Origin of the sequence: Leptospira kmetyi serovar Malaysia str. Bejo-Iso9, from assembly GCF_000243735.2 — a bacterium.
GTDB lineage: Bacteria > Spirochaetota > Leptospiria > Leptospirales > Leptospiraceae > Leptospira > Leptospira kmetyi.
Map to the genome: position 1 here is coordinate 447,445 of NZ_AHMP02000003.1, position 14,521 is coordinate 461,965.

The 14,521-nt window shown below is 44.6% G+C and carries 15 protein-coding genes; 3 read left to right on the plus strand and 12 right to left on the minus strand.

Features of this window, described 5'->3' with window-relative positions; translation table 11 throughout:
* Nucleotides 1–5: 5 nt before the first annotated feature.
* The 6 genes from LEP1GSC052_RS04455 to ccoN all read right to left on the minus strand — a co-directional run bounded on the left by LEP1GSC052_RS04455 (nucleotide 6) and on the right by ccoN (nucleotide 4,747).
* On the minus strand, nucleotides 6–500 hold the full coding sequence (locus tag LEP1GSC052_RS04455) for a FixH family protein (protein WP_020985942.1): 495 nt from the start codon (nucleotides 498–500) through the stop codon (nucleotides 6–8).
* A gap of 12 nt (nucleotides 501–512) precedes the next feature.
* On the minus strand, nucleotides 513–1,847 hold the full coding sequence (gene ccoG / locus LEP1GSC052_RS04460) for a cytochrome c oxidase accessory protein CcoG (protein WP_010574623.1): 1,335 nt from the start codon (nucleotides 1,845–1,847) through the stop codon (nucleotides 513–515).
* Between the two features lie 86 nt (nucleotides 1,848–1,933).
* On the minus strand, nucleotides 1,934–2,467 hold the full coding sequence (locus tag LEP1GSC052_RS04465) for a cbb3-type cytochrome c oxidase N-terminal domain-containing protein (RefSeq protein WP_010574624.1): 534 nt from the start codon (nucleotides 2,465–2,467) through the stop codon (nucleotides 1,934–1,936).
* Nucleotides 2,468–2,470: 3 nt separating this feature from the next.
* Nucleotides 2,471–2,617, minus strand: a complete 147-nt coding sequence (locus LEP1GSC052_RS04470) for a hypothetical protein (protein ID WP_010574625.1) — start codon at nucleotides 2,615–2,617, stop codon at nucleotides 2,471–2,473.
* Nucleotides 2,618–2,624: 7 nt separating this feature from the next.
* Nucleotides 2,625–3,314, minus strand: a complete 690-nt coding sequence (locus LEP1GSC052_RS04475) for a cbb3-type cytochrome c oxidase subunit II (RefSeq protein WP_010574626.1) — start codon at nucleotides 3,312–3,314, stop codon at nucleotides 2,625–2,627.
* Nucleotides 3,311–4,747 carry a cytochrome-c oxidase, cbb3-type subunit I gene (ccoN, locus tag LEP1GSC052_RS04480; RefSeq protein WP_010574627.1) on the minus strand — a complete coding sequence of 479 codons (1,437 nt, stop codon included), beginning with the start codon at nucleotides 4,745–4,747 and terminating at the stop codon, nucleotides 3,311–3,313. Before ccoN ends, LEP1GSC052_RS04475 begins: the two co-directional genes overlap by 4 nt.
* A gap of 638 nt (nucleotides 4,748–5,385) precedes the next feature.
* Here ccoN and LEP1GSC052_RS04490 point away from each other — a divergent pair.
* Both LEP1GSC052_RS04490 and LEP1GSC052_RS04495 read left to right on the plus strand, forming a co-directional pair.
* The gene (locus LEP1GSC052_RS04490; protein WP_020986050.1) at nucleotides 5,386–6,003 is read left to right on the plus strand and encodes an LIC_11485 family protein; all 618 of its coding nucleotides are present in this window, start codon (nucleotides 5,386–5,388) and stop codon (nucleotides 6,001–6,003) included.
* A complete protein-coding gene (locus LEP1GSC052_RS04495) occupies nucleotides 6,000–7,037 on the plus strand; it encodes a hypothetical protein (RefSeq protein WP_010574630.1) in 1,038 nt (345 codons plus the stop codon). Before LEP1GSC052_RS04490 ends, LEP1GSC052_RS04495 begins: the two co-directional genes overlap by 4 nt.
* Nucleotides 7,038–7,314: 277 nt before the next feature.
* On the opposite strand, the gene LEP1GSC052_RS04500 is transcribed toward LEP1GSC052_RS04495, so the two are convergent.
* Nucleotides 7,315–7,779 (minus strand): chemotaxis protein CheX, encoded by a 465-nt coding sequence (locus LEP1GSC052_RS04500; RefSeq protein ID WP_010574631.1) that lies wholly within the window; start codon nucleotides 7,777–7,779, stop codon nucleotides 7,315–7,317.
* Nucleotides 7,779–9,014: a hypothetical protein gene (locus LEP1GSC052_RS04505; protein WP_020985864.1), complete on the minus strand. Its 1,236-nt coding sequence runs from the start codon at nucleotides 9,012–9,014 to the stop codon at nucleotides 7,779–7,781. Before LEP1GSC052_RS04505 ends, LEP1GSC052_RS04500 begins: the two co-directional genes overlap by 1 nt.
* Nucleotides 9,015–9,117: 103 nt before the next feature.
* Between LEP1GSC052_RS04505 and LEP1GSC052_RS04510 the strand changes: the two genes are divergently transcribed.
* Nucleotides 9,118–9,939: an LIC_11490 family protein gene (locus LEP1GSC052_RS04510; protein ID WP_010574633.1), complete on the plus strand. Its 822-nt coding sequence runs from the start codon at nucleotides 9,118–9,120 to the stop codon at nucleotides 9,937–9,939.
* A gap of 243 nt (nucleotides 9,940–10,182) precedes the next feature.
* Here the strand turns inward: LEP1GSC052_RS04510 and lmtA are convergent, their stop codons facing one another.
* The 4 genes from lmtA to LEP1GSC052_RS04530 all read right to left on the minus strand — a co-directional run bounded on the left by lmtA (nucleotide 10,183) and on the right by LEP1GSC052_RS04530 (nucleotide 14,521).
* On the minus strand, nucleotides 10,183–10,935 hold the full coding sequence (lmtA, locus tag LEP1GSC052_RS04515) for a lipid A Kdo2 1-phosphate O-methyltransferase (RefSeq protein ID WP_010574634.1): 753 nt from the start codon (nucleotides 10,933–10,935) through the stop codon (nucleotides 10,183–10,185).
* Nucleotides 10,936–11,031: 96 nt separating this feature from the next.
* On the minus strand, nucleotides 11,032–12,051 hold the full coding sequence (locus LEP1GSC052_RS04520; protein WP_010574635.1) for a DUF4340 domain-containing protein: 1,020 nt from the start codon (nucleotides 12,049–12,051) through the stop codon (nucleotides 11,032–11,034).
* The gene (locus LEP1GSC052_RS04525; protein ID WP_010574636.1) at nucleotides 12,048–13,769 is read right to left on the minus strand and encodes a GldG family protein; all 1,722 of its coding nucleotides are present in this window, start codon (nucleotides 13,767–13,769) and stop codon (nucleotides 12,048–12,050) included. Before LEP1GSC052_RS04525 ends, LEP1GSC052_RS04520 begins: the two co-directional genes overlap by 4 nt.
* Nucleotides 13,766–14,521, minus strand: coding sequence for an ABC transporter permease (locus LEP1GSC052_RS04530; protein WP_020986061.1), 756 nt, complete (start codon nucleotides 14,519–14,521; stop codon nucleotides 13,766–13,768). Before LEP1GSC052_RS04530 ends, LEP1GSC052_RS04525 begins: the two co-directional genes overlap by 4 nt.

The window sequence follows — 14,521 nt, forward strand, 5'->3', positions numbered from 1 at the left end:
GCAGATTATTGAATATTCAAATCCTGTGTTTTTTCGAGAATTCTTCCCGAGACGTCGCCTTTGAGGCTGAGAATCCAACGTCCGCTTTCCGGAAATTCTAGAACTCCCAAATAGGTTCCGCGGTTTTTGGAATCCTCTTGCAACGATACGGTTTGATTGTATTGATCCGTTGCGGATCTTTCGATTTGAACGATCAGCTTCGCGCCGACGATCGGCGTTCCCGACTTTTGAAACCGAATGAGAATCGGATTTTTTCCGACTTTCAAACCGGTGTTGGAGGAGAACAAAATACTTTCGTAAGAATATCCTTCCGCGAGCATCTTTCTTTGTTCGAGGATCGACTTTTCGTAGTTCAATCCTTTTTCGTAATATTCTTTTTCGATCGGTCCCGTATAACCCGTGTTCGCGTATCGGATCGTAACGACGGTCGCGGCGATCAACGCGATAAACGCGATCCAGATCCAGGCGAAAGCGAGTTTCATACTTTTGTGTAAGGCCATAAGATTCTTCCTTTAGTTCGAATCCGTGATAGGAATCCGAAACGGTATCGTTTTCATAATCGTGTAGTTCGGATTTTTGGAATCCGTCATTTTCAACGTAATCTGATGCGAAGTTTTTGTGCGATCCTCCGTTGCAAGGCTCGTCTCGAGGATGATTCTAAATTCTCCCGTATTGTTCGCGTCCACGGAGAACGAAGGAGTTTCCGTTCCGCCCAAAAGAATATGAACCGGAGAATGTAGTGTGCTTTTTTCAACCGTAACATGCAAGGATCGGTTTTCAAAGGTCAGATTCAGAAGTTGAGCGTTGTAAAAATTTCGAATCAATCCGCCCGGAACTTCCATCGGTTGTATGATCCGATCGGGAAGAATGTTCGCATACATCGGAACCCGGTTGTAAAGAAGAATCGTAGAAGTCGCAAGCACGCAGAAAAGCAGAAAGCCGTAGATCACGCTTCTGGGACGAAGCCAACGTACTTTTACTCCCGTTTGTTTGGCTTGGTTCTCGGACATATATCCGATCAAGGTTTTTTTACCTTCTTTCCCCATCGTTTTTGTGCAAGCGTCCACGCACTTTCCACAGGCGATACAGCCCACGTTTACACCTTCTCGAATGTCGATTCCGGTGGGACAGACCACCAAACATAGATTACACGACGTGCAGTCCCCGACTTGTGTTCCCGCTTTTCTTCTGGGTTCTCCGCGCCGGTAGTCGTAAGTGACGTTGACGGAATCTCCGTCCATCATCACGGTTTGAAATCTCGCGTAAGGACATGCGTATTTGCAGAATTGTTCCCGGACAAAAGCCATATCCAGATATAAGGTCATCGTAAAAAAGATCGTAAAGTAGATCCAAACCGGCGGGGAAGTAAAGAAGGAAGCGGAACGAATGTCGCTTATCATTTCGTATGGATCCGCAAAATACGAAACCCATGCGAGCGAACCGATCACGCTGATCAAAATCCAAAGTTTATGAACCGCGATCTTGCCCCAAAGAGGAGCGTCTTTTTTTCCGTATTTGGAACCGAGAACGGTTCTTCCGATCAGATCGAACAGATCTGTGAACACGGTTTGAGGACAGGCCCAGCCGCACCAAACCCTTCCGATCAATGTTGTAAAGAAGAATAGGGACAGGCCCATTCCGATTAAAAAGAGATGTAGATAAAAACCTTCCTGAGGTGTGAAGATGTTTCCGAGCAGATAAAATTTTCTTCCGGGTATGTCGAGCCGGATCAAAGGATGTTCTCCCCAACGCAACCAGGGAAGAAAAAGATAAAATGGAACTAAGACCGCTTCTACAAGATATCTTGCGGAACGAATCTTACCTGAAATATGTCTGGAGATGACCACAAAAGTCCCCCTTGTGTGGTCTCCGGAAAAAATCGGAAAGTAGTTTCGATTCTTTCCTCGTATTTTTTCCGGAGCTTATACATAGATTAACGAGACGCCTTGAGACTTGCGTTTTGAGAAGCAAGCCAAGCCATCACTTGATACACTTTTTCCGAACCGAGAGAATTCTCATGCGGAGGCATCGGTCCTCTTCCCAGTTTGGTTTTGTCCACGGCGATTCCCTTCATTATGTTTTCATAAACTTGTAAATCGGTGGAGCCGTGAATCCATTCTCCGTCCATCAAACTCGGTCCGACCAAACCTTGTCCGGTCGGTCCGTGACACGCCGCGCAGACGGTCTTGAAGGTTTTTTCGCCTTCCGCGATCGCGTTCGTGTTTCCGCGAAACGGATTGCTTCCGTCGTTCGAAGTCACCGCGACTTCTTTCGGAAACTTGGCTTCGTGTTCCTTTACTTCCAATTCGTAAGCGACGTCCTGCGGCCAGTTCGAAAATTTATGGAAATAAACGGAATAGGCGACCGCGACGACGATACAGATCACGAAGATCCATTTCCACCAAGCCGGTAGAGGATTATCCTCTTGTCTGATTCCGTCGAAATCCTTATTTGAATCATGAGTCATCGATCAATCCTCCTCGAGCATTCTAAACTTGGGTTCTTCCATCTCTTTGCTGCGTTTACGATTGTAGACGTAAGCGGTGATGAGCGCGATAGCCATCACGAGGATCGGAAGTCTTGCGAACTTGTAGATTTGAATCAGTTCTAATTCCATAAGGACCTCACTGAATGGATTTGGAAAGAGCCGCCGTGTCCTTTCCGAGTTTGAGAAGATACGCGATGAGAGCGTCTCCTTCCGTTTTACCTTCCAATTCCTTAGGAACGGAAAGATAATCCGCGTCCGTATAAGGAACTCCGACTTTGGAAAGACCTTTCATATGATTTACGATCTCTTCCGCGTTTAACTTGGAACCTTCTTCGAATAACCACGGATAGGCGGGCATAACCGAACCGGGAGAAGTGTCTCTCGGATTGATCAAGTGCGTTTTATGCCAAGCATACGAAGGTTGAATCTGAGATTCGTGAGCGAGATCCGGACCGGTTCTTTTCGAACCCCAGAGAAACGGATGATCGTAAACGAATTCTCCCGCTTTGGAATAACCGTCTCTTCCGAAAGATTTGGAAGGATCGAAACGATCCACTTCCCATTTGAACGGACGAATCATCTGAGTGTGACAGTTGTTACAGCCTTCTTTTTGATAGATGTCTCTTCCTGCGAGTTCCAAAGGGGAGAACGGGGTAACACCTTGAATCGGAACCGCCGTTCTCGAGATAAAAAACGGAGGAATGAGTTCGAAGATACCGCCGATCAAAACCGCGATCGTCGTATAAACGGTGAACTTAACTCCTTGTTTTTCCCATTTTTCGGTGAAACCCGAAAACCAAGTGAGAAGAATGTCGAATAATTTCATACGTTTCCTCCTTGTTCTTTCACTCTTAAATCCGTTTCTTGAAATCCGGAACCGGAGGATTGGATCGTCTTCACGACGTTATAGATCATCACGAAAACTCCGCTCAGATAAATCGCACCCGCAACCCCTCTTGCAAAACGGAAAGGTTTCAGAACTTCGGTGATCTGAACCCAGTTCGGATATTGAAGAAATCCTTTGGAGTCGATCGCTCTCCACATGGAACCTTCGGTGATTCCCGAAACCCACATCGAAACGATATAAAGAAGAATTCCCAGAGTCGCGAGCCAGAAGTGAAGATTCGCCAATCTTTCGGAATAGAGATTCGCGTTCCAAAGTCTAGGAACGAGATAGTAGATCGCTGCGAAGGACATCATTCCCACCCAACCTAAGGTTCCCGAATGAACGTGACCTACGATCCAGTCCGTGTTGTGACCGAGGGCGCTGATGGAACGAATGGAAAGAAGAGGACCTTCGAAGGTTGACATACCGTAGAACGTGATTCCCACGAGCATCATCTTGAGAAGCGCGTCGGTTTTGATCTTCTCCTTCGCTTGAGTCAACGTTAGGAACCCATTGAGCATTCCTCCCCAAGAAGGCATCCACAACATGATGGAAAAAGCCATCCCCGTGGTTTGAAGCCACTCGGGAAGAGGAGTGTTGAGCAAATGGTGAGGACCCGCCCAGATATAAATGAAGATCAAGGACCAGAAGTGAATGATCGACAATCTATGACTGTAGATGGGTTGTTTGATATGTTTCGGAAAGTAGTAATACATCAGACCGAGGAACGGAGTCGTCAATACGAAGGCGACCGCGTTGTGACCGTACCACCACTGGATGTTCGCGTCGTAAACTCCCGAAAAAACAGAATAGGATTTACCGAGTCCGACCGGAACCGATAGGTTGTTCACGATAAAAAGAATCGGAACGGTGACAAAGGACGCTATGTAAAACCAGATCGCCGCGTAGAGTTGTTTTTCCTCTCTCGTAAAGATGGTTGCAAAGAAGTTCACGATGAAGATCACGAACCAAACCACGATCAAAAGATCGAGAGGCCATTCCAACTCCGCGTATTCCTTGGATTGATTGAGTCCGAGAGGAAGCGTAATCGCCGCGAGAACGATCGTTAAATTGTAGAGAACAAAGTGGATCTTTGCTAAGGAATCGCTCCAGATTCTTACCCGGCAAAGTCTTTGGATAAGATGATAGGCTGTCGCGAATATAATACTCAACGCGAAACCGAAGATCGCCGCGTTGGTGTGTAAGGGTCTGATTCTACCGAAGGTGAAATACTGTGTGAAGTTCAACTCCGGAAAAACCATTTGAAAAGCGGCGAGAACTCCCACTAACATGGAAGCGACTCCCCAAACCATAGCCGATATGATGAACCCTTTTACGATGGAATCGTTGTATTTGGCGTTCGTTTGGCTCATGAGATTTTGTCTCCTGATTCGATTTTTCCTTCTGAATTAAACCGCGATTTATATCATTAACCAATTCTAATTTAATAAAATTGAATGTAATAAGTCGATCGGGTCTACGGTTTAACCTTATATTTAAACCGACTTAGGAATGGAACAATTCCGAACGGGATTCCGAGTTCAAAGACCATGATAAAAATCAAGTACTGAAGATTCGCTTGGAGTTGAGTTAAAAAAGGAAAGTTCGAGTATGGTCACTCGATTCGAAGATCTTTATGAGATTCCTTCTCAGAATGAGAATCAACGGTTCACGATCCGTTATGCGCGGTTTCGCGTTGGAAATACCTTTGAAAAGCCTTCCCGTTTTCCGAAGCTTCGGGGCTTTGGAAGAACATGTTCCGGCAAAAAGATTCTGAAAGACAATCCAATGGATACGCACCGGAGAACGGATTTTTACCGATCGATGCAAAAATCGGGGTTCTGCGCCGGGGCTTTCTCGTTCCCGATTCCCTACTAATTTTCATTTTCGGCCTACAGAAGATGCGTTTTGTTCCCTTGGGACCGGACGTTAAAAAATCCGGCGTCAAAAAAACCGATCGAGAATTTTCTCTTTATCGGTAGAATTGGGAAAACGACCGAAACTTAAAACGATGGATCTCAATATAAAAGATAAGCTTCAATCCGGATTTTCGTCGATAGACAGTCTGTCCCGAAATCTTCCTCCTCAAGTTCAAAAAACTCTTTTGTATACGGGGATTTCACTCGCGGTCTTGGGAGTTTCGCTTGCGGTTTTGATCGGAATCCAAAGAGGAAAAGAAGGCGCGGCCTTCGACGATCAGGCCAAAGAATTGGATCGCAAGGCCTTGTTCTTAGAGGATATAGAAAGAAATTATAATCGAAAACGAAGATCCATTCGTTACAGCGATCCCGATCTTTCCATCACGGGAGAATCTTCCGGTTTGGAAATCGATCGTTACGAACGCGAAAAACCGAAAAGCGGACTTCTACCCGAATCCGATCGTCCCGAAGGAAAGGATCCCTTACGAGATGGACGCAGAGAAGGAGTGGGAACTCCGAAACTTCCTACCGAGTCGGACGCACTTCCGACGGAAGATCGGAGAAGAACTCCGGATTCCAATCGAAACCAGGAAGACCCGGGAACGATTTCTCCCGATCGAGGAAATTCAAATCCGTCCAACCAAGATCGTCCGAGTCTGATTCGACCTCCGAAAAACAATTCCAATTCGGGAACTCTCGAACCTCGATGAAATCGATCCGTCCTTTACACAACTTGATCGTTTTGGTTTTTTCTATATTCGTTTTTACGAATGTATTATCTGCGGATATGCCTCTTCCGTTTCCGGAAGAATTGGGAACCCCGTCGAATGAAAGCCCCTCCGTAGAAGAAAAAGAAGGCGCGAACGGAACCGCTTCCGGCTCCGTTCCTTCCGAAAAAAAGGAAGGCTCGGATGAAAATCCGAACTCAAATTCTCAAACGGAAACAAAGACGACTCATGTTTCTTCGTCGGGTTCCGCGGAATCCGGTTCTCCGCAAAAATCCGGGACCGATGCTTCCGTTGTATCCTCGGGAAATTCGGAAATGTCCGAGCAAGAATCTACGAAACCCGCTTCAAAGACAACTCTCCCGAATTCGGAAAAGACGAGTCTGAAAAAGAAAAAGGATAAAAAGAAGGAAGATCCTTCCGAAAGCGGCTACAAAAAAGGGCTTTTGCGTCTGAGAGAAAATCAAAGAAATAATGCTAAGACGGAATTCAATCAATCCGGTGGACAAGGAAAATCGGCCAACGCTTCCCGATTGGAAGATGCAAGACTTACCGCGGAAAATTCGAGCGATACGAACGCGATCACGGAACAAATCGATTCCGAGGATGAAAAGTGGAAGGCGATCTTCGAAGTGGCGCGGGCTTTGCGCGGAAACGGAAAAATTCCGGAAGCGGAAACACAGTATTTAAAAATCATCACGGAAGCGCCCGAGAATTTTCAAAGCATTTCCCTTCTTTCCTTGGGTGAAATGTTGTCTTCCACCGATCGAAAGGATTCGGGAAGAAGATATTTGTTACAGCTTGTGAAGATGCTTCAGAAAAAACCGGAACTCGATCCGAAAAAAGACCAGCTCGAAAAAGCGGTTACCTTGATCGCAAGAATCTACGGAGATCAGGGAAAATACGAGGAGGCGGAGAATTGGGCGAAGGCCTATCTCAACCGAATGAATCCGGACGCCTCCGAGGATTCTCCCTTTGTAAAGGAACTTCGTAGGATTTTAAAACGAAGATATTATTGAATTTTAAATTAGAATTTTCTAAATTTAAAAACCAGCGCGAGAATTCCGCTCGGGTCGTGTTGTTCCTGAAATATTCTAAGATTCTTATGAAATCAAAAACGGGACCTTAGATCCGGTTTTTGGAAAGAGCCGCGTTCGTTCGGTGGACCGTTTTTTATAAGTCATTCGATCGGTCGCATTCATCGGCTTCGCTGAGAAACAAAAGGCAACGCTTCGTTGCCTTTTGTTTGAATTGCTTTCTATAAGAAGCAATAATTCAAAGAATCGCTTTCGAAATTCAAGTAAGAGATACGTTTACGTCTAATTTTCCGAACTTGGAAAACAGACTGATTCCCAAAGAAGGTTTTTTAGGAATCTTTAATGTTTCGTTTTTGGAATCGATGATGTTCGGAGCCGTAATTTCGATCGATTGTCCCGAAGTCGCGAAGATGTTCATCGCGTTCCCCGTGGTCATGTTCGCGATTTCACCCAGAATATCCTTGTATTCGTTTTTGATATCCTGATCGCTCATTCCCGGCATCAGAACCCCGGCGATCTTGTAAGCCGCGTCGTAATTCAATCCGTAGACGACTTCTCCGTTGAAGGTTCCGATTACGCCGATCACGATGGAAAGTTCGAGATTGGTTTCTGGGCTATCCTTGATTCCGATCTTCCCACGGATTAAATCCGTTTTCAAAACGTCTCTAAAAACGATCGTTGCGGCTTCGAGAAAGGGGTTTACCAGTTCAGCCCGGATTTGCATTATTCTTCTGCCTTTTGACCGATCCTTCGTTCAATCGGGTATTTTTCCTGAAGCGCCTGACTGATTTCCATAACGAACCCGTTCATCAGGTTCGGATTGTCTCTCAAATCGGGTCCCTGGGAATTATTGATTTTAGACGAATCGATTTCCAAGGAAGCGAATTCTACAAAAACATTTTTTTCGGATTCTCTGTAAGGGCCGCCGACTTTTTTAGACCCAAATGCTACGGTTGTCAAATCTTTAAGGAATTGCGTATTGTTTCCAAGGCGAATGTTTTGGTTTCCGGACTTAAGTTCCCAAAGGTTCAAAAGGGATTGGTCCTTAAAATCCTGAACGCTTACACCTAACAAGGCCGCGATCTTTTGAAGTCCGTCCGGTTCCTGTTGCAGATTTTTGAGTTTTCCCTTCCATTCTTCCTGGGACTTGGAACGGGTTTCGAGAAGGAGTTTGCTTTTTAGGAAATTTTTTCTTTCCTCGAAGCTGACTTCTTTTCCGTCCTTGTTTTTCGGAAGTTTTCCGTCTTTCTTTTCGTTTTCATATTTGGCGCGAAGAACTTCGTCGGAAACGGGAGCTTCTTTTTCCGCAAGTTTGGAAAGTTGATCGTCGGTATAAGTGACGATTCGGAGTTGAACCCGAGCCGAGGTGGATTCTTTTTGAAGCGTGATTTCTCCGTCGGTTTTCTTAAGATCCGAGTTCAAAAGAGAATCATAGAGACCGCTCGCATTCTTACGATCGATTCTATACTGCATCGGAGCGGAGTTAAGAATCTGCTTATAAATCGCTTCAGGTTTGCGAACGTCTTCGTCGGAATATCCGGCGCCGTTTACGGATTCTCTATAAATTCTACGGGCTTCGTCGGAAAGTTCTTCTCGAATTCCGGTTTCGGAAACGGAGAATCCCGTGGCCGATGCAATCTGTTGTGTTACGACCAAACTGCGAATCGTTTGAAACGCGCAGGATTGGAGCGTCGAAGGATCTTCTGCGAGAGAAGGGGCAATGTTTCTGTATTGGAAAAAACAATCTCTTCGAGCCGCTTGATAATAGTCCATCGGGATGGAGAATTCGCCGATTTTTCCGGCGTTGAGATTGGAACGACCGGCGATCACGTCGAAAAAGCTTTTTTCGGCGTCTCCCGGAAGAAAGGTGATGATCAAACCACCGACAAGGATAAAAAGAAAGAAGGCGACGACCGCGCGAATGATCTTGTCTTTGAGAGAAACGTTTTCTAATTCCATGATTGTATCTGTAAACTTGAAAGGGTTTGTGAAGGAATATTTCTGTAAAGGAGAAAAGTGAGAAAAACGCTTCAGAAACCCGCCCAAACGACAGATACATAAAATGATGCTCTTTATCGCAATCGCACTGATTCTCGTGGGACTTCTTTGTTTTATCTATGTCTCTCTGAACCCGAATCCTTCTTCGGGCGGGGACCGGTTTGGATTTAAGTCCGGTTCCCGAAGTCCTCGAAACGCGGGCTCGGAAAACGAGCATCTGATTTCGAGACCCAACCCTCGAAAAGGCGCCGAAATTTTAGCTTCTTCCAAGCGCGCGCCGAGCCTGGACCAGATCGAAAAACAGAAACATCTGGAAAATCTGTTCGTGGAAGGAAGAAGAATCCCGAAACAAAATCGATCCGCTGAACCGAGTTCGTCTTATAACGCCGCGCCCGAATACGAAGAAGTTTCTTCCATCGAGGAAGAATTTTCGGAGACGGAACTTTCCTCTCATTCTTCCCATTCCGGAATAGAAGTTTTGGAAGAATCTCCTAAATTCTCCTTTGCCGCAGAACAAAAACGTCCGGAAGAAGAAGTGAGAGAGATTCGGTTTGAAATCGAAGGAATTCTTTATTTGGATCAAGGCCGGGAACTTCCATACGAAAAGCTCGCGAACAAAAAAGAAGAATTGAGTCCGGACAAACTGAAGAGTTTAAAACGAGTGGGTCCGGGCCGCTTGAACGAAAGTCGGGATTCTCTTTGTTTCGAAGCGTTGAACAGCAGTTATAAATATTCTTTTTCGGAAATCGAAAAGATTCTTTTTTTCGATGAAGGGATCGTTTTGATTCCTTCCAAGGCCAATTATCCGGTTCCCGTTTTTTTTACGAGAGAAACGAATCACCTCAAATCGTATTTGGAAAATTCTTCCCAGACGTTTTCGAAGTAAACAAGAGCTTGGGTTCCACCGACGTTCGATCGTGAAAACTTGCGGCCCCCTCCCGAATTTGGGTGGTGGAGGCGGGCCTTGTGGGAGCCGTTCCGGGATTTTTCCGTATATCAGAAAAACTGAATGAAGTCAAATCCATCTTGAAGGAACTGTTCCGACAAGATGGATCGATTTTGTATTGATTTATATGAGAATGTTCGGGGGCAAACGCGGACTTTAACCGCTAAGCTCCCTATGGGTCGCTTAACGACCCTCTACATGTAAAAGTTTTGTGGTTTTGACGATGATTCTTACGATGAGATAAAAAACCAAACCGCCTCCGAACAAAATGATCTGCGGAAGTCGAATCGCTTCTAAAAGATTGCTCACCGGCTCGTTAAAATAAACCGCGACTAAATCGAAAACGCTGAAGATCACTAAGATTCCGAAAAGACTCGGATATTCTCTTTTGATAATATTGCGAATGGAAAATCCGAGAGCGGGTTTTTTGTAACCGCTGAACTTAGGAATAAAAGCGGGAATCGTGTTCGCCCAGGAAAGATACGCTTCTCCGAATTTTTTACGTAAGAATTGTTCTTCCGCAAACATAATTCTTTCGTAATATACCCAGAAGAAAAGAATGAAAACGGAAGCGATCAAAAAATTCTTAAGAAAAAGAACCGCTCCGAGATACATCAAAAAATTTCCCAAATACAAAGGATGTCGGATTAAAGAATAAATTCCCTCTTGGTTCACCAAGTCCGCGACTTGTTCTTTCGTGTTTCTTCCCGAGGTTCTCGCCGGAGCGTAACCGATCACGAAACAACGCACGAAAAGACCCAAAAGACTGATCGCTAAACAGATCGATTGATAGTAAAGATGATAGGTATAAGAATTGCCTGGAAATTGATAGAAGGGCAAAAGTCCGATGCAGAGAATCAAAATGATTCCGGGGATATAAGATCTCCAACGAAATAAAAAATTCCCCTGAGATTCAAATTCTTCGATCAAAGCCATGCTTTCGTCCTAAGTTTTAGATTTCTTATGAAATGAAATTGGAAGCCCTTGAACTGTCAATAGAGAATCGAAAGGGTTCCAGGAGCCAGATTTGCGTCAAAAAGGATCGTTCGATTCGCGGAAGAACTCCCTCAGATTTCGAGCTTCTCCGAATTCTTTTAAAAAACGAGGATCGATCAGGTATAAGATTCGATCGGAATCGACTCGAAAAATCGGTTCTTTCTCGGTCGTGTTTCCGATCCATTCCCAATGCAAGATTTCATCTCGGCCCGAAGCGAAACGGATTTCGATTTGAAATCGCTCTTGGGGGGAAAGTGGAATCGACTTTTCCAGAAACGGTTTTTTTAAAATTCGTTCCGCTTTGAGGGAAAGAATTTTGGAAACAATCTCGGAACAATCCTCTCCCGGACAAAGAAGAGGTTCCGTTCGGATCGGTTTCCATCGTCCGGGCGCGTTTTGTTCGATTTCAAGACGAAGGTTCTTTTTGCCGCTTATCTGTATTAGAATAGTATGAATTTCTTGAATACTAATTTCTTCAGGCAACAACAAACTTGAAAAGAAGAAGTTTTCGTTCCCTCTTCCCGCAAGCTGGTTGAGATTTTCTTCTACAAGCCAAACTTCTCCGGTTTCCGGAATACGAACGAAGGTTCCGTTCGAGGATCGATCGCCGACTCCTATGTCCAGTCTGCCGATTTCTCCTGAGGAACTTTGGATCTCGAGTTTTAATTCTTCTCCGTTTAAACCGAAATCGGATGAATCGGAAGAAGACGCGATTTTTGTAAATTTACGGATTCTTAATATGGAATTTAAAAATGAAACGATCTTTTTTACGTCGGGCCGCGCTTGTGTATCCCGGATTTGAACGGACCATGTTGCACCGTTTTTTTGGAGAACGGTTTCGTGTCCTTTTCTGCCGATTTGAATTCTTTCCACGTCGTCCGTTTTAAATGGGAAGAATGGATCCGCGTTTTGATAATTTTTTTGAAACAATCCGAACGGATTGGAAACGGAAAGATAAATCGCACCTAAGAATAAATTGCAAAGAATCAAAAATAAGGCCGTTTCTTCCCGAAAGAGTTTCCGTAAAAAATCGTAAAATTTCACAACCGCTTTCACTGTGTTTCTCTTGCCGTTTTATTTTGCCGAGAATTGCGGTTGCGGATTCTCAAAAAGATATACAACCCGAGCAGGAGAGGAATTCCGAATAGATTCAGAAAACTGAATGTGATTTTTTCGGTTTGTGTGAACGGTTTTAGTTTTAAAATCGCCGATTTTTTGCTCCGAATTTGGATCAGATCCGAATCTCCGTTGGCGATGTCGATCGCGTTTAATAAAAACGGAATGTTCGATTCTTGATACATTTCCCTCGTTTCCGGGTAAACCAAAAGATCGGAAACGAGATAGGGCGATCCGATCGCGAGAATTCTCGAGGTTTTTTCCTCCGAAGTTTCGTTTAAAAATACATTCGTTTTTTGGAATGTTTTCGGAAGGTTCGGCGCCGATTGGAACGCGCTCTTGAATCTTCCTTCCAGAACCGCGCCTAAAACGATTCTTTGATGGTTCGACTGAAACGGAGTCGAAAAGATTTGTTTTTCTCCCAGAGCTACGATGGCGGAGCGAATCTCCGCTTCTTCTGTGGAAAATAAAATCGGTTCCATTCTCACCTTGGGTTGTTTTTCGGGAAATAGATCGACGCTTGAAACCCAAGGAAGAAGCAGGCCTCTCATGGATTTCGTAAACGGATTCGTGTCGCTTAACATTTTTTCGGAATGAGCGGCCACGATCCAGGGAGGATACGGATATCTTCCGATTACTCCGGGTTCCACTTCCATCAAGGAGCCGATCGAAAGGGAATGGTTTAGATCGAATGTCAGGTTTGTGTTGATTCTAAAACCGTAATATTCGAAAAGTCTATTTTGTTCCTCCGCACCCGAGGCCGGTTTTGCGATTCCCGCGCCGACCGCGTCCATTCCGATTCCTTCTTCCCGATTGGGGGATTCCAAGCGAAAGTCCATGGATTTATAAAGAAGAATTAGGTTTCCGCCTCTCATCAAAAACTGATCGAGTTGATACGATGCGATTTCGGAAAGTGATCCGCCTCCGATCCAGAGTAACGTCCGAATTCCTTCCGGAATCGTTTCCTCTTCGAGTTTTATCTCGGGAAGAATTCCGTATTCTTCTTTTAGAATCTGATTCGTAAAAATTCCGATCGTATCCTTTCCGATCTCCGGTCCCGATGACGTCGTAGATAAACTTCCGGGAACGGAAAGAATCGCAACCTCGGCATCGCTCGGTTTGCGAATCATCTTTCGAAGTGTGGTCAGAATTTGATATTCGATTTCTTCCGCGTAAAACGCAACGGGGAGCGTTTCCTTTTGGGTCCCCAAGGTTAAGGTGATTCCGAGAAAGACCTGTTTGATCTGGGAAGAACCTCGTTCCGTTCTTTCCAAAATCTGCGGTTGAATTCCTGCTTCACTCGCTTTTTTTTGTTCCTGAGCCGAAAGATCTGGATCATGAAAACGTAATATTATGTTCGAACCTCCCACGGAAGCCATTTCGCTTAACAATTCTTTGGTAAGATCCAGGCGAACCTTGTATTCGCTCGGGATTTGAGAGGAATAATAGGCGTCTATGTACAGGGGAGAATGTAGGTTTTGAAAAACTTTTTTTGTGCTTTCCGAGATTTCGAACCGACCCGATTCGGATAAATCCTTTTTGCAGTTGAATTTTGAAACGATTCCGTTGCAAAGAAGGAATAGAACAAGAGCCTGCGAAAACATAAACCAACGGTTTTTGTTGTATCGGATCAAAAACGTTCTTATATGCGAAATCATCGTTTCGACCTCAATATAAGAACATTGGAATATACGACAAATAGAATGAAACTCAGATAGAAGAAAACCTCTCTTCCGTCCAGAATTCCCAGACGAAACGGTTCGAAATGTTTGGATAGGGAAAAAAAGGCGAAAGCGTTTCCGAGACCGGCGCCTAAAAACTGAAGAACCGGCCTGAAACCGGAAAGAAAAAACAAAAGACAAAAAATCACACCGAGCAGATACGAAACGATTTGATCCTTGGTCAAAGAAGAAACAAAACTTCCGAGCGCAAGATTGGCACCGCCCAAAAGAAAAATTCCGAAATAACCGACGGCTACGGTTCCAAAATCCAAATCGCCGAGATAAAGAATCGTTCCCGGAATCAAAAACGTAAACGAAAGAACGAATCCCAAAAAGCTCCAAGCCGCAAAAAATTTTCCAAGAATCAATTCCAAGTCGCTGAACGGAAGTGAGAAAAGAATTTCCAAGGTGCCCGAACGTTCCTCTTCGGACCAAAGACGCATGGAAAGAGCGGGAATAAAAATCACGTATAAAACCGGAACGTATAAAAAGTATTCTTCCATACTCGCGGATTTAAAATCCCAAAAAGAACCTTCTCCCAAACCGAAAAAGAATAAAAACGAGGTTAAGAATAAAAAGAAGGAAGCGAAGATCGTTCCCACAGGAGAATTGAAGTAAACGGAAATTTCTTTCCGACACACCGTTCGGAGATTGAAAAAAAAGTTTCGGATCGATTCGGTAAGTTTCAT

Excerpts from the sequence above, each read along its gene's own strand:
- LEP1GSC052_RS04455 (WP_020985942.1), bottom strand. The coding sequence starts at position 500 with ATGGCCTTACACAAAAGTATGAAACTCGCTTTCGCCTGGATCTGGATC.
- LEP1GSC052_RS04465 (WP_010574624.1), bottom strand. The coding sequence starts at position 2,467 with ATGACTCATGATTCAAATAAGGATTTCGACGGAATCAGACAAGAGGAT.
- LEP1GSC052_RS04470 (WP_010574625.1), bottom strand. The coding sequence starts at position 2,617 with ATGGAATTAGAACTGATTCAAATCTACAAGTTCGCAAGACTTCCGATC.
- LEP1GSC052_RS04475 (WP_010574626.1), bottom strand. The coding sequence starts at position 3,314 with ATGAAATTATTCGACATTCTTCTCACTTGGTTTTCGGGTTTCACCGAA.
- ccoN (WP_010574627.1), bottom strand. The coding sequence starts at position 4,747 with ATGAGCCAAACGAACGCCAAATACAACGATTCCATCGTAAAAGGGTTC.
- LEP1GSC052_RS04490 (WP_020986050.1), top strand. The coding sequence starts at position 5,386 with ATGGATCTCAATATAAAAGATAAGCTTCAATCCGGATTTTCGTCGATA.
- LEP1GSC052_RS04495 (WP_010574630.1), top strand. The coding sequence starts at position 6,000 with ATGAAATCGATCCGTCCTTTACACAACTTGATCGTTTTGGTTTTTTCT.
- LEP1GSC052_RS04500 (WP_010574631.1), bottom strand. The coding sequence starts at position 7,779 with ATGCAAATCCGGGCTGAACTGGTAAACCCCTTTCTCGAAGCCGCAACG.
- LEP1GSC052_RS04505 (WP_020985864.1), bottom strand. The coding sequence starts at position 9,014 with ATGGAATTAGAAAACGTTTCTCTCAAAGACAAGATCATTCGCGCGGTC.
- LEP1GSC052_RS04510 (WP_010574633.1), top strand. The coding sequence starts at position 9,118 with ATGATGCTCTTTATCGCAATCGCACTGATTCTCGTGGGACTTCTTTGT.
- lmtA (WP_010574634.1), bottom strand. The coding sequence starts at position 10,935 with ATGGCTTTGATCGAAGAATTTGAATCTCAGGGGAATTTTTTATTTCGT.
- LEP1GSC052_RS04525 (WP_010574636.1), bottom strand. The coding sequence starts at position 13,769 with ATGATTTCGCATATAAGAACGTTTTTGATCCGATACAACAAAAACCGT.
- LEP1GSC052_RS04530 (WP_020986061.1), bottom strand. The coding sequence starts at position 14,521 with ATGAAACTTACCGAATCGATCCGAAACTTTTTTTTCAATCTCCGAACG.